The following is a 13,740-nucleotide window of genomic DNA, read 5'->3' as shown; positions in this document are numbered from 1 at the left end:
GGCCTCAGTCGTCGGCGGTCAGACCCTCGCGCAGCTGCGCCAGCGTGCGGGCGAGCAGACGCGAGACGTGCATCTGCGAGATGCCCAGCTCGGTGGCGATCTGCGACTGCGTCATGTTGCCGAAGAAGCGCAGCAGCAGGATGCGCTTCTCGCGCGGCGGCAGCCGTTCGAGCAGCGGCTTGAGCGACTCGCGGTACTCGACGCCCTCCAGCGACTCGTCCACGATGCCGAGCGAGTCGGACACCGCCGGGGCGTCGTCGTCTCCCGAGTCGGGCGCATCCAGCGAGACGGTGGAGTACGCGTTCGCCGATTCGAGCCCTTCGAGCACCTCCTCCTCGGTCATCTTGAGGTAGGAGGCCAGCTCCGCCACGGTCGGGGCGCGCCCCTCCCGCTGGGACAGATCGCTTATCGCCTTGGTCAGCGACAGCTTCAGCTCCTGCAGCCTGCGCGGCACGCGGACCGCCCAGCCCTTGTCGCGGAAGTGCCGCTTGATCTCGCCCACGATCGTGGGCGTGGCGTAGGTGGAGAACTCCACGCCCCGGTTCAGGTCGAACCGGTCGATGGATTTGATCAACCCGATGGTGGCGACCTGGGTGAGGTCGTCGAGCCACTCGCCCCTGTTGCGGAAGCGGCGAGCCAGGTATTCGACCAGGGGAAGGTGAAGCTCGACCAGCTCATCCCTGATGCGCTGGCGGCGCGGCTCCTCGGGGCCCAGCTCGGCCAGCTCGGCGAAGAGCATGCGGGCGCGCACCCTGTCGGGCACGGCGTGTTCGCTGGTGGCCATGGCTCCAGTCCTTTCCGTCACGCCGGCCCTGCCGTACTCCGGGCCGCGCCTCGGCGCTTACGCAGGACGATCGCCATGCGATCGGGGGAGTCGGTCACCGCGTCGACGTCGTCGGCCAGGGCGGTCAGCACCATCCAGGCGAAGTCGTCACGCTTGGGCGCGGAGCTGCCGACGGTCGCCACTTCGACCCTGACCTGCATCTCCTGCCCGGTGAGCTCGAACTCGGCGGTGAGGTCGGTGCCCGGCACAGCTTCGTTGAGAAGCATGGCGCAGGCCTCGTCGACCGCGATCCGCAGGTCCTCGATCTCGTCCAGGGTGAAGTCAAGCCGCGCCGCCAGGCCGGCGGTAGCCGTACGCAGCACAGACAAGTAGGCACTCGCCGCGGGGAGCCTGATGCTCACCACGTCACGGATGCCTGCCACGCCCTCCGCGCGCGTCTCGGTTTCCTCGGTCACGTTCCTCCTCGCGAATCCGACGCTGACTGCAACTTACCGCCCTTCAGAGGTGCTTGGATGAATCAGACTCGCCATCTACGGAAAAGGCTCTGTGCGGTTGGTAACCGCACAGAGCCCTATGTGCCGTTTTAGGCGGCCTTGGTCTCCCAGAAGATCTTGGAGATTTCGTCGATCTTGCCCAGCAGGTCCTCCGCCTTGGCGACCTCCACGGTGCCCTTGGCACCCGCGGCGCCAGCGAGCTTCGTGGCGTCCCAGAAGAGCTGGTGGAGCTGAGGGTACTGCTCGAGGTGCGGCGGCTTGAAGTAGTCGGTCCACAGCACCCAGAGGTGGTGCTTGACCAGCTCGGCCCGCTCCTCCTTGATCTTGATGGCGCGGGCGCGGAAGACCGGGTCCTCGTTCGCCGCGTACTTCTCCATGATCGCCTTGACCGACTCGGCCTCGATACGGGCCTGAGCGGGGTCGTAGACCCCACAGGGCAGGTCGCAGTGTGCGGAAGCGACATGCTTGGGTCGTAGCAGTCGTGCGAGCATCAGAAAATCCTTCCTGGATGCTGAATCAGCTTGGTCCTTCAACGACCTTACTCGGGTCCCAATGCCTGCGGAGTAGGGGGTCAACGACGATGAGAGTGCGTGTCGAAGGGGATTCGATGCGGCCCGCGCTGGTGCCAGGAGACTGGCTTCTCGTGCGCCGGGGCGCCGCCGTGCACCCCGGCGACCTCGTGGTGGCGAGGCTGCCAGGCGATCCCGCTCGGCTCATCGTCAAACGGGCGCAGTGGCACGGGGCCGACGGGTGGTGGCTGGAGAGCGACAACCAGCGGGCCAGCGGGCGGCGGGACAGCTGGGACTTCGGGCCCGTGAACGACATCGTGGGGCGTGTGGTGCTGCGCTACTGGCCGCTCCTGCGCCGCCGCTAGCCTCGTTCTGGGTGGCGGTGTTCTCCGTCCTCGGTGTTCTCCGTCCTCGGCGCTCAGGCGCCGTTCCTGCGGCGGGCGCGGAAGGCGGCGACGTTGGCGCGGCTCGCGCAGCGGGGCGAGCAGTAGCGGCGGGAGCGGTTGGAGGAGGTGTCGAGGAAGGCCAGGCCGCAGCGCGGCTCACGGCAGCGTCCGAGGCGGTCCACGCCCAGCTCGGCGACGACCGCGGCCAGGCCCATGACGGCGGTCGCGGCGGGGTCCTCGGCCAGGTGGAGGTGCCACTGGCGGCCGTCGTGGTCGGAGAGCTGGGGGCGTACGGGATAGCGCACCAGGAGGGCGTTCAGCCGCTCGGCCACGGCACGCTCGTCGCCGGCGGCGTCGAACACGGCGGCCAGCTCGTCGCGCAGGCGGGTCAGCTCGGGCGGCGGGTCAGGGTCGTTGGCCAGCCGGACCGCCCACTCGGCGTAAGAGGTGAGGTCCATGCTGGTCTATTACAGCAGAAGGAGGGGTGTCGTTCCGGTGAGAGGCGGCGCGGCTGGGAGGTGGTCTCTGGACGTGCCCAGCCGCGCCGTCCCGGACGGTCAGTCCTCGGGGTGCAGGACGCGGTGCAGGAACGTGCGGGTGCGCTCCTGCTGGGGGTCGCCGATGACCTGCGCGGGAGCGCCGTCCTCGACGACCACGCCACCGTCCATGAACACCACCCGATCCGCCACCTGCCGCGCGAACCCCATCTCGTGGGTGACCACGAGCATGGTCATGCCCTCCTCCGCCAGCTTGCGCATGACGGTGAGCACGTCACCGACCAGCTCGGGGTCGAGTGCCGAGGTGGGCTCGTCGAAGAGCATCAGGCTGGGGTTCATGGCCAGCGCCCTGGCGATGGCGACGCGCTGCTGCTGGCCGCCGGAGAGCTGGCCCGGCAGGGAGTCGCACTTGGCGCCCACGCCGACCTTGTCGAGGTTGTCGCGGGCGACGACCTCCGCCTCCCGCTTGCTCCGCTTCAGCACCCGCTGCTGGGCGATCATGACGTTCTCCAGCGCCGTCATGTGCGGGAACAGGTTGAACTGCTGGAAGACCATGCCGATACGGCGGCGTACGGCGTCGATGTCCACGTCGGGGTCGGTGACCTCGACGCCCTCCACGAACACCTTGCCCCTGGTGGGCGTCTCCAGCAGGTTCACGCAGCGCAGCAGGGTGGACTTGCCCGAGCCCGACGGGCCGATGACGCAGACCACCTGGCCCGGGTCCACCGTCATGTCGATGCCCTTGAGCACCTCGTTCTTGCCGAAGTGCTTGTGCAGGTCACGCAGCTCGATGGCGTGGGTCGTCATCGGGTCCTCCCCTTGCGCCCCTCAAGCCGGGACGCGAGGTAGCCCAGCGGGATGGTCACGATCAGGTACGTGATGCCGGCGACCATGATGGGCGTGGCGTTGGCGTACTGGGAGGCCAGGTCGTTGCCGAACTTGGCCAGCTCGACGTACTCGCCGGACACGCCGAGGAACAGCACCAGCGACGAGTCCTTGAGCAGCGCCACGAACTGGTTCGTGGTCGGCGGGATGACCATCCGGATGGCCTGCGGGATGACCACGGTGATCTGAGCGCGGGTGGCCGACATGCCGAGCGACCTGGCGGCCTCCGTCTGCCCCTTGGGCACGGCCTGGAGGCCGGCCCTGAAGATCTCCGCCTGGTAGGCCGCGCCGACCAGGCCGAGCCCGAGTATGCCCTGCCCGTACGTGCCGCCGGGCACCTCGAAGCCCGGCAGCGCCAGCGGCAGGAAAACGATCAGCAGGAAGATCAGCAGTGCGGGCAGCCCGCGGAAGATCTCGATGTAGATGATCGAGATCCAGCGGTACGGGCGAACCTGCGAGATCCGCATGAGCGCCAGCACCAGGCCCAGCACGAACGCGAAGACGAACCCGCCCACCGTGTAGATGATCGTGTTGCGCAGCGCGATGGTGAAGAGCTCGGGCAGCGCCTCCTTCGCCACGTCGATCTTGGCGAAGTTCTGCGCGAGGCTGGGCCAGTCGGCGTACAGTACGACGGCGACGAGCGCCGCGGCCAGTACGACGTACTGGATGCCCCGGCTGATCCGCTGCTTCTTCCGAGGGCTGAGCCTTGAGCGCCCAGGCTCAGCCGTCTTCGGCTGGTCGGCCATGGATCAGCCCAGCTCGCCGGGCTTCTTGCCGAACCACTTCACGTAGATCTTCTCGTAGGTGCCGTCCTGCTTGGCCTTGGCGATCTCCTCGTTGATCGTCTTCAGCAGCGTCGGGTCGGCGCCCTTCTTCAGGCCGATGCCGTACTGCTCGCCGGTGTCGAGGCTGCCGATCATCTCGAACTTGGCCGCGACGTCGGGCTTCTTCAGCCAGGTGAGGACGACGGGCAGGTCCTGGACGATCACGTCGGCCTGGCCGGCCTGGAGGGCCAGCAGCTCCTTGGCGGAGTCGGCGTACTCGGTGGGGTCGAAGCCCTGCTTCTTGACGTAGTCGAGGCCGGTGGTGCTGGCCTGCGCGCCGAGCTTGAGCCCCTTGGCCTTGACGTCCTCCAGCGAGGTGGCGCCGGTGCCCTTCTTGGCCAGCAGGGCCTGCGTGGCGTCGAAGTAGGGCTCGGAGAAGTCGATGTTCTGCTTGCGCTCGTCGGTGATCGTCATGCCCGCGGCGGCGACGTCGCACTTGCCCGCGGCCATGGCGGCGCCACTCTTGATGACGGCGAAGTCGATGTCCACGATGTTCTGGGTCAGGCCCAGCTTCTTCGCGGCGAGGTCGACGATGTCCACGTCGAACCCGACGATCTTGCCGCTGTCGTCCTTGAACTGGAACGGCTCGTACGGAATGTTGGTGCAGACCGTGAGCTTGCCGGGCTGCACCACCTTGACGCCGCCGCCGGCGCCCGCGGAGGCGCTGGCGCTGGTGGAGCCGGAACCCGTGTCACTGCCGCACGCGGTCAGCGCGAGAGCAGCCGTCAAAGCGAGCGCGCCGGCGGCGTACCCACGGCGGCCCAGGGGTCTGAGGGCCATGTACGGCCTCCTCGATGTGAAATGCCACGAAACTTGCGTTTTGTGCAGTTTAAATGGGGTTTCACCCCAGGCTGTCACCCGGCGTTTAACGATGCGTCAACAGAACGGCGTCATCACTGACACCGAACACCATCTCACCATGTGGCACTATGGGGAGACGGGTGACCCCCGAACCCCCTCACCAGACGATGGCGAGGGGATCCTGGCAGCTACCGAAGCCAGCCCGCTCGCGCTCGTCCGCCGAAGGTTTCTTCCGCTACCGATGACTACAGGGGTCGCTGTGGCTGCCACGCCCGCTTCTGCTTCCGTCGAAACACCCGACCTCGATCCGGCCTTCGCCCTGCACAGGGGAGGCAAGATCGAGATCCGCTCCACCGTTCCCGTCCGCGACGCCGACGACCTGTCGCTCGCGTACACGCCCGGCGTCGCCCGGGTCTGCACCGCCATCGCCGACCAGCCCGCGCTGGCCGACGACTACACCTGGGTCTCCAACGTGGTCGCCGTCGTCTCCGACGGCACCGCGGTGCTCGGCCTCGGCGACATCGGCCCCTCCGCCGCCATGCCCGTGATGGAGGGCAAGGCGCTGCTGTTCAAGGAGTTCGCCGGCGTCGACGCCGTGCCCCTCTGCCTCGACTGCACCGACGTCGACGGGCTCGTCGAGACCGTGGTGCGCCTGGCGCCCTCGTTCGGCGGCATCAACCTCGAGGACATCAGCGCCCCCCGCTGCTTCGAGATCGAGAGCCGGCTGCGTGACCTGCTCGACATCCCCGTCTTCCACGACGACCAGCACGGCACCGCGATCGTCGCGCTGGCGGCGCTGAAGAACGCCGCCCGCCTGACCGGCCGCGAGCTGGGCGACCTGCGGGCCGTGGTGGCCGGCGCGGGCGCGTCAGGCGTCGCCGTCACCCGCATCCTCCTCGAAGCGGGCATCGGCGACATCGCGGTCTCCGACTCCAAGGGCATGATCTACGAGGGCAGGGAGGGACTCAACCCGGTCAAGCAGGCGCTGGCCCGCGACACCAACCGGAGCAAGCACACCGGCTCCACGGAGGAGGCCCTGGAGGGCGCCGACCTGTTCCTCGGGCTGTCCGGATCGACGGTGTCGGAGCAGGCGATCGCGTCCATGTCGCCCGACGGCATCGTGTTCGCCCTGTCCAACCCGACGCCCGAGGTGCACCCCGACGTGGCCGCCAAGCACGTCAAGGTCGTGGCCACCGGGCGCAGCGACTTCCCCAACCAGATCAACAACGTGCTGGCCTTCCCCGGGGTGTTCCGGGGGGCCCTCGACGTGCGGGCAACCGCGATCACCGAGAACATGAAGGTGGCCGCGGCCAACGCGCTGGCCGGCGTGGTCGGCGACGACCTCACGGCCACGTACATCATCCCGAGCCCCTTCGACGAGCGCGTCGCGCCCGCCGTGACGGCCGCTGTGGCGGCCCAGGCGCGGGCTGACGGCGTGGCCCGCGTCTAGGCGTCACAGGGCGGGCGAGCGGCCTTTCCGGCCCTCGCCCGCCCCTTTTTTGCTGCCCCGGGCCAGGTTTGGGTTATGGGGGCGCTTCGTGGGTAGTTGAGATCCCCGTCCAGGAGCCAGGGCCCGCCTGATCACGCGCAGAACGGGCCTGGGGTGTGGGATGGAGTTTGGGTGACCTTTGGGAACTGCCATAATCCCTTTACGCAAGGTGCTATAACAGTAGCTCTCTGTAATGATGTGGGCGCCGACTCCTGTGACGAGGAGAGCGATGGAACGCGAGCCGAATCGACTGCTGCAGCAGCTCATCGCAGAGGCGGGTTTTTCCCACAAGGGGATGGCCAGGCGCCTCAACGATCTGGGAGCCGCACGTGGCACGCCGGGCCTGAAGTACGACCACAGCTCCGTCCTGCGCTGGATCGGAGGCCAGCGGCCGCGCGACCCGGTGCCGTGCCTGCTCGCCGAGATCTTCGCACTCCGGCTCGGCAGACCCGTCTCGTCAGAGGACCTGGGCATGCCGGCCGTCACCACACCCCTCGATCTCGGACAGGAGTTCACGCACACCTGGCAGGAGGGGGTCGCGACCGTGACGGCGCTGTGGCGGGCCGATGTAGAGAGACGGAGGTTCCTGATCGACTCGACGTTCGCGATAGGAGCAGGCTCTGTTGGAGCCGTACGCTGGCTGACATCGCCCTCTGAGGGGCGCCCGAGCGGCACCGGGGCGCGGCGGGTGGGCCGCGCCGACATCGCCGCCATCCACGAGGTCACCCGCTCGTTCGGTGAGCTCGACAACCGCTTCGGCAGCGGGCGCGTCCGCTCGTCCGTCGTCAAGTACCTCGACACCGCCGTCTCCCCCCTGCTCAAGGACGGCTCGTACGGCGAATCCACCGGCAGGCAACTGGCCGCCGCGGCCGCGGAGCTGACCCGCCTGGCCGGATGGATGGCCTACGACATGGAGCAGCACGGCCTCGCCCAGCGCTACCTCATCCAGGCACTCCGCCTGGCCAGAGGCGCCGACGACCAGACGCTGGGCGGCGAGATCCTGGCCGGCATGGCACACCAGGCCATCTACATGGGTCAGCCGGCCCACGCCCTCGACCTCGCCAGAGCCGCCCAGATGGCGGCCCGCACGGCCGGGGTCAAGACCCTCCTCGCCTCCGCGCACGTCCTGGAGGCCCACGCACACGCCGGCCTGGGCGACGCCCGGTCCTGCGGCCACTCCCTGCACGAGGCCGAGTGTGCCTTCGACGCCCGCAAGCCCGCCGAAGAGCCCAAGTGGCTCAGCTACTTCGACGAGGCCTACCTGTCCGCCAAGTTCGCCCACTGCTTCCGCGACCTGGGGGAGGGAGAGCGGGTCGTCCGGCAGGCGCGGCGGTCGCTCGACATGGACTCCCGGTACGTGCGGGGGCGGATGTTCAACCTCTCACTGCTGGCCGCCGGGCTGTTGCAGTGCGGGGAGCTGGAGGAAGCCTGTTCGGCGGCGGCCAGTGCGTTGACGCTGGCCGCTGAGCTTCAGTCCGTGCGGTCCCGGTCCTATGCGGCTGATCTTCGGCGGCGGTTGGAGCCGTACAAGCATGAGCGGGTGGTGGCGGCGTTGCGGGAGCGTACTCGCGAGCTGACCGCCGTGTGACCCCTGCGATGGGCCCAGGCACTGCTGCCCGGGCCCATCGTCGACTTACTTGAGCAGCTCGCCGTTCGGGCCGACGATCTTCTTCGTCTCGGCGTAGTTCGCCTTGTTGTAGACGTCGGCGGTCTCGCCGTCGAAGATGGCCGAGCTGATCGTGTCGACCCGGTCGTTGCCGTCGTTGTCGGCGAACAGGCTGGTGACGCCGTTGACGTAGCCGGTGCGCTTGCTGTTGTTGTACTTCATGAGCCAGGGGCCGCCGTCGGCGCCGAAGGTCATGGAGCACTTGAGGGTCTGGTGGGTCTCGACCTTGAAGGTGTTGACCTGGACGCTCTTCGTGCCGGTCTTGCCGGAGCACCACTTGGGGGTGACGCCGGTGAAGGGGCGGTCGCCGTCGGGGTGGGGGGCGCTGGGGTAGCCGAAGACGGTCACCTGCTGGCCGAGGGGCTGGTTCCAGGCGAAGCCCTGGCCGCCGACCACGTCGCCGAGGCGGCCCATGTCCTTGGCGATGCCGACGTAGTAGTGCGCCTCGTAGTACTTGCGCGCGGTGCCGGGCTTGACCCACTTCTGGGTGTAGTAGTGGGTGATGGTGTAGTTGCCGAAGGTGTCAGGGCCGGTGCCCTTGGCTCCAAGGCCCGTGTACGCCTGCCACGTGGCCTTATCCACGTGCTCCACGATCGGGTCGCCGAACTTGAAGCCCTGGCCCCGGCCGGTCTTGGCCTCGTCGTAGGTCGCCTTGGCGACCTCGACCTTCTCCAGAACCGCCTCAGGGTGGTCGGGGCCGACCAGGTCGGCGGGCTTGTCCTCGCCCTCGGACCAGCAGTCACCGAGGTTGATCTGGCACTTGCGGAACTCTTCCGCGTCGATCTGGCGCGGCTTGACCCACCTGTCGCCGGCCCACGTCTTGAACTGGTTGAACGACACTTCCTTCTGGCCGGCCAGCGCGAAGCCGTTGTGCACGGCCACGAACGCGAAGTCGCCGTCGTAGTCGTCGTAGGTGTCGAGGTCGTAGGTCGTGAACGCGTACGCGCCCACGTAGACGCCCCAGGGGGCCTTGCCCTGGTAGTAGCCGGGAACGAAGATCCACTTGTCGAAGACGTCATCCTTGCCGTTGGCGAAGACGCAGTGGCCAGCGGTGGCGACCAGGTTGCGGTTCCTGGACTGGATGGACGTGGCCGTGCACCAGCGGTACTTGCCTTCCTTGTCCAGGAAGAACACCTTGCCGATGGTCTTGGGCAGGTTGACGTTCTTACTGGCGGTGGCCTTGGCGGTGGTGGTCGGGCCGGTCATGCCGGGCTTGCCGTCGAACTTGCTCGAACCACCCGAGCTGACGAGCTTGGGCACGTCCTTGGCGTCGATGTTGTACTGGGTGGCCTTGCGGAGGGCTGCTCCGTTGGAGTCGAGCCAGAAATATGCGGCACCGTACGCGTCGGCCGGCTTCGGCTGCAGGTTGTCCTGCGCCCAGTCAGGGGCGGCGGCGGCGGGAGAGGCGAGTACGGCGGCGCTCAGGCCGACGGCGGCGAGGGGGATGAGCAGGCGCTTCAAGGGGAGGCTCCACAGTTGTCAAAAAGGGTGTAAAGACCCTATCGACTCACTAGTCACACTGGTAAGGGCGAAAACCAGATTTCTGGCAGAAAGGCCAAAGGGCCCGGCTGGATGCCGAGCCCTTTGGTTACTGCTCTTGAACGCCGAACAAGTCGCCGTCCACGATCAGTCAGGTACTTACTTGACGAGCTTGCCGGACCACACGGCCGCAGCGGCCTTGTAGATGGCAGCGGTCTCGCCGTCGAAGTACGCCGAGGTGATCGTGTCGTAGCGGTTGTTCTTGTCGGTGTCAGCGATGAGGCTGGTGACACCGTTGACGTAGCCGAGACGCTTGGCGTTGCTGTACTTGTACAGCCACGGGCCACCGTCGTAGCCGGCGGTCACGGTGCACTTCAGCGACTGCTGCTCCTCGACCTTCTTGCTCGGGATGAGCAGGGCGTTCTTGGAGGTCTTGCCGTAGCACCACTTCGGCGTCACACCGGTGAACGGACGGTTGCCGTCCAGGTGCGGGCCGTAGGGGTAGCCGAAGGTGCGGACGTACTTGCCGGAAGGCTGGTTCCACGCGAAGCCCTGCCCGCCAACGTTGTCGCCGAGGCGGCCAACGCTCTTGAGCGCGTGCTGGACCACGTAGAAGTCCAGGCGGTAGTACTTGGTGTCCGTGCCGGGGACGTACCACGTCTGCAGGTAGTAGTGCGTGATGAGGTAGTTCCCAGCGGCGTCCTTGCTCTTGACGCCCAGGCCGTTGTACGCGTCGTACGTGGCCTTGTCGACCTGCTCGGTGATCGGGTCGCCGTAGATGAAGTCCGTGCCCTTGCCAATCTTGTTGGCAGCCTTCTGGGCCTCGTACTTCGCCTTGGTGACCTCGACCTTGTCAACGACCGCACCGGGGTGGTCCGGGCCGGTGACCTTCTTGGCCGTGCCAGGCTTGATGTCGTAGTAGGAGAGCTTGGTCGGGTCCTTGATGGCCGACTCGTACTCGTCCTTGCCGACCTCGGTCGCCTTGATGTCGGTCTTCTGGCCCTTGGCGGTGGCGGCCTTGTACTCCTCGTACGTGACCTTGGTGGGCTGGTAGAGAGCCCCACCGATGCCGTCGTAGACGGTGACGAACGCGTAGTCGCGGTCGAAGTCCTCGTACACGTCGAAGTCGTAGTGGGTGAAGGCCTGCTTACCCACGTAGACGCCCCAAGGAGCCTTGCCCTGGTAGTAACCCGGCACGAAGACCCAGCGGGAGACGACCTCGTCGTTGCCGGCGATGTCGTAGACGCAGTGACCGGCCGTGGCGACCAGGTTGCGGTACTGCGACTGGATCGAGGTACCGGAGCACCAGTACAGCTTGCCGTCGCGGCCCTCGAAGAAAACCTTACCGATGGTCTTCGGCAGGTTCACGTTCTGAACCTTGACGGTGGTCTTCTTCTCCTCGCCGATGGGGGCGGTGGAGCCCGGCTTGGTGTCCGAGCTATAGCCGCCACCGCTCTTGATCTGAGAGACCTCGAGGGCGTCGGGGTTGAAGGCCACAGCTCCCTTGAGAGCCTGGTTGTTGGACGCGGTCCAGAACTCCAGGGTCTCGATGGCCTTCGCCTCAGCGGCGAGGACATCCTGGGAGATGGTGTCGTCGGCCTGGGCGGTGGTGGCCAGACCAGCGGCCAGCAGACCGGTGGCCAGAATGGCGCCACCGGCGGGAAGGAGGATGCGCTTCAAGGTAACTCCTTGCGCTGTCGTGGAACGCCTCTTGCGTCCCATGCGTCAGTAAAGGGATAGCCAGGAACATACAGTGTCGATCTTGAACTCGGGTAGCCGCTTTGAGATGAAAAGATGGGACAAGCCGGTCGTGATCGTTCTGTGATGTTTAAGTGGCTGATGCGCAGGAGCTGAGTAAAGCTGGCCTCTATGCCGTTTGCCCTGATCAACATAAGGAAGTTGTCAGTGTGACTGGCGGGGTTGAGATGTCCCCCTGCTTCGGCTCGGCGAGGGTGTGTGATGCAGATCACATCGGGTTGATGGCACCGTCTGGACGCCCCATGCGTCCAAAGCCCCTCACGTTCGGGGCGGGAAAGCAGAAGGGCCCGGCGGGATGCCGGGCCCTTCGCTCGCAACAGCTGCGCGATCGGGCTACGCCCAGTCGCTAAGCGTCACTTAGACAATCTTGCCGGACCACGAAGCCGCGGCGGCCTTGTAGACGGTGTTCGTCTCGCCGTCGAAGTACGGCGACGAGATGTAGTCCACGCGGCCGTTGCTGTCCTGGTCGTTGAAGGTGCTGGTGACACCGTTCACGTAGCCGAGACGCTTGGCGTTGCTGTACTTGTACAGCCACGGGCCACCGTCGGCGCCCTCAGTCATGGCGCACTTGAGGGCGACGTGCTCCTCGATCTTCTTGGCAGCCGAACCCACGAGCTTCTTCGTGGTGGTGCCGTAGCACCACTTCGGAGTCACGCCGGTGTAGTTCTTGTTGCCGTCGGGGTGAGGAGCGGCCGGGTAGCCGAACACGCGGATGGCCTTGCCGGTCGGCTGGTTCCAGGCGAAGCCCTGACCGCCCACGTTGTCACCGAGGCGACCCGCGTCCTTGGCGAAGTCCTCGATGACGTAGTAGTCGATCCGGTAGTACTTGGCGTCCTTGCCCGGGACGTACCACTCCTGCACGTAGTAGTGCGTGATGTAGTAGTTGCCGAACTTGTCCGGGCCGGTGCCCTTGTCGCCGAGGCCGTCGTACTTGTCCCACGTGGCCTTGTCGACGTTCTCGGCGATCGGGTCGCCGTAGATGAAGCCCTGGCCGCGGCCGTTGCCCTTGGCCTTGGCAGCCTCGTACTCGGTCTTCGACACTTCCTTCTTGTCGACGACCGCGCCGGGGTAGTCGGGGCCGGTGACCTTCTTGGCCTCGCCCGGCTTCATCTCGTAGTACGGGAACTTCGTCGGGTCCTTGATGGCCGACTCGTACTCGTCCTTGCTGACCTCGGCGGCCTTGATGTCAGTGACCTGACCCTTGGCCTGAGCCGACTTGAACTCGTTGATCGTGACCTTGGTGGCCTTGCCACCGTCGAGCTTGACGCCGTTGTAGACGGTCACGAACGCGTAGTCGCGGTCGTAGTCCTCGTAGACGTCGAAGTCGTAGTGGGTGAAGGCCTGCTTACCCACGTAGATGCCCCAGGGGGACTTGCCCTGGTAGTAACCGGGGACGAAGACCCACTTGGACATGACGTCCGTGTTGGCGGCCGTGTCGTAGACGCAGTGCCCGGCCGTGGCGACCAGGTTGCGGTACTGCGACTGGATCGAAGTGGCGGAGCACCACTTCTTCTCGCCCTTGCTGTTGATGAAGAACACCTTGCCGATGGTCTTCGGCATGTTGACGTTCTGCACCTTGGAGGTGGTCTTCTTCTCTTCACCAGTGGGGGCCGTGGAGCCCGGCTTGGTGTCGGAGCTGTAACCACCCTTGCTCTGCAGCTTGGCGACGTCAGCCTTGTCCCAGACGTTCGACTCGGTAGCGGCCTTGAGGGCAGCACCGTTGTTCTCCGCCCAGAACGAGGCGATGGCCTTCGCGTTGGCCGCGGTCGCCGCCATGGCGTCCTTGGCGACGGTGTCGTCGGCCTGGGCGGTGCCGGCGAGGCCGGCGGCCAGAAGGCCGGTGGCCAGGAGGGCGCCACCGGCGGGGATGAGGATGCGCTTCAAGGGAACTGCTCCTTGCTCTGTCGTGGGTCGCAACTTGCGTCCCATGCGTCAGTAAAGGGATAGCAAGGAACATAGCGTGGTGATCTCCGCAGGTGGAACCCGCTTTGGGTGATCTGGTAGGCGCCCCTGTCGCCGTGACCTTTCCGTGACCTGTCAGAGACATTTGCGCGTCGTGATCGCCGCGTGACGTTTGCGCTGGGTATGTAGGGGAAGTTGCTGCTGGGACGAAAGTGCCGTTAGGTGTTCAATACTGTGCGTAGTCGCATGAATATGACTTAGATCAC

General features: G+C 66.5%; 13 protein-coding genes. 3 read left to right on the top strand and 10 right to left on the bottom strand.

Going from position 1 to position 13,740, the window contains the following annotated elements; genetic code table 11:
- Nucleotides 1-4: 4 nt before the first annotated feature.
- The 3 genes from FXF51_RS51255 to sodN all read right to left on the bottom strand — a co-directional run bounded on the left by FXF51_RS51255 (nucleotide 5) and on the right by sodN (nucleotide 1,769).
- Nucleotides 5-784, bottom strand: a complete 780-nt coding sequence (locus tag FXF51_RS51255; RefSeq protein ID WP_171074665.1) for an RNA polymerase sigma factor SigF — start codon at nucleotides 782-784, stop codon at nucleotides 5-7.
- A 17-nt stretch (nucleotides 785-801) separates the two neighbouring features.
- Nucleotides 802-1,239, bottom strand: coding sequence for an anti-sigma factor (locus FXF51_RS51250; protein ID WP_148442131.1), 438 nt, complete (start codon nucleotides 1,237-1,239; stop codon nucleotides 802-804).
- A 128-nt stretch (nucleotides 1,240-1,367) separates the two neighbouring features.
- Complete coding sequence (gene sodN, locus FXF51_RS51245) at nucleotides 1,368-1,769, bottom strand: superoxide dismutase, Ni (protein WP_148442130.1); 402 nt, start codon at nucleotides 1,767-1,769, stop codon at nucleotides 1,368-1,370.
- A 17-nt stretch (nucleotides 1,770-1,786) separates the two neighbouring features.
- On the opposite strand from sodN, the gene FXF51_RS51240 reads away from it, so the two are divergent.
- Nucleotides 1,787-2,152 carry a S24 family peptidase gene (locus FXF51_RS51240; protein ID WP_222871837.1) on the top strand — a complete coding sequence of 122 codons (366 nt, stop codon included), beginning with the start codon at nucleotides 1,787-1,789 and terminating at the stop codon, nucleotides 2,150-2,152.
- Between the two features lie 53 nt (nucleotides 2,153-2,205).
- Here the strand turns inward: FXF51_RS51240 and FXF51_RS51235 are convergent, their stop codons facing one another.
- From FXF51_RS51235 to FXF51_RS51220, 4 genes are all read right to left on the bottom strand, one after another.
- Complete coding sequence (locus FXF51_RS51235; RefSeq protein ID WP_148442128.1) at nucleotides 2,206-2,631, bottom strand: CGNR zinc finger domain-containing protein; 426 nt, start codon at nucleotides 2,629-2,631, stop codon at nucleotides 2,206-2,208.
- Between the two features lie 99 nt (nucleotides 2,632-2,730).
- Nucleotides 2,731-3,477, bottom strand: coding sequence for an amino acid ABC transporter ATP-binding protein (locus FXF51_RS51230; protein WP_148442127.1), 747 nt, complete (start codon nucleotides 3,475-3,477; stop codon nucleotides 2,731-2,733).
- Nucleotides 3,474-4,301: an amino acid ABC transporter permease gene (locus FXF51_RS51225; protein WP_148442126.1), complete on the bottom strand. Its 828-nt coding sequence runs from the start codon at nucleotides 4,299-4,301 to the stop codon at nucleotides 3,474-3,476. The genes FXF51_RS51230 and FXF51_RS51225 overlap by 4 nt, the downstream gene beginning before the upstream one ends.
- 3 nt (nucleotides 4,302-4,304) lie before the next feature.
- Complete coding sequence (locus FXF51_RS51220) at nucleotides 4,305-5,159, bottom strand: ABC transporter substrate-binding protein (protein ID WP_148442125.1); 855 nt, start codon at nucleotides 5,157-5,159, stop codon at nucleotides 4,305-4,307.
- 262 nt (nucleotides 5,160-5,421) lie between these two features.
- Between FXF51_RS51220 and FXF51_RS51215 the strand changes: the two genes are divergently transcribed.
- Both FXF51_RS51215 and FXF51_RS51210 read left to right on the top strand, forming a co-directional pair.
- Nucleotides 5,422-6,630 carry an NADP-dependent malic enzyme gene (locus FXF51_RS51215; protein WP_148442124.1) on the top strand — a complete coding sequence of 403 codons (1,209 nt, stop codon included), beginning with the start codon at nucleotides 5,422-5,424 and terminating at the stop codon, nucleotides 6,628-6,630.
- Between the two features lie 268 nt (nucleotides 6,631-6,898).
- On the top strand, nucleotides 6,899-8,257 hold the full coding sequence (locus FXF51_RS51210) for a hypothetical protein (RefSeq protein ID WP_148442123.1): 1,359 nt from the start codon (nucleotides 6,899-6,901) through the stop codon (nucleotides 8,255-8,257).
- Between the two features lie 45 nt (nucleotides 8,258-8,302).
- Here the strand turns inward: FXF51_RS51210 and FXF51_RS51205 are convergent, their stop codons facing one another.
- The 3 genes from FXF51_RS51205 to FXF51_RS51195 form a co-directional block, all read right to left on the bottom strand.
- Nucleotides 8,303-9,796, bottom strand: a complete 1,494-nt coding sequence (locus FXF51_RS51205; protein WP_148442122.1) for a trypsin-like serine peptidase — start codon at nucleotides 9,794-9,796, stop codon at nucleotides 8,303-8,305.
- Nucleotides 9,797-9,973: 177 nt separating this feature from the next.
- Nucleotides 9,974-11,494, bottom strand: a complete 1,521-nt coding sequence (locus FXF51_RS51200) for a trypsin-like serine peptidase (protein ID WP_148442121.1) — start codon at nucleotides 11,492-11,494, stop codon at nucleotides 9,974-9,976.
- A 435-nt stretch (nucleotides 11,495-11,929) separates the two neighbouring features.
- A complete protein-coding gene (locus FXF51_RS51195) occupies nucleotides 11,930-13,456 on the bottom strand; it encodes a trypsin-like serine peptidase (protein ID WP_148442120.1) in 1,527 nt (508 codons plus the stop codon).
- Nucleotides 13,457-13,740: the final 284 nt, after the last annotated feature.

It is taken from the genome of Nonomuraea sp. PA05, assembly GCF_008086045.1.
Taxonomy (GTDB): Bacteria; Actinomycetota; Actinomycetes; order Streptosporangiales; family Streptosporangiaceae; genus Nonomuraea; species Nonomuraea monospora.
This window is presented reverse-complemented; position numbering and strand designations above follow the sequence as displayed.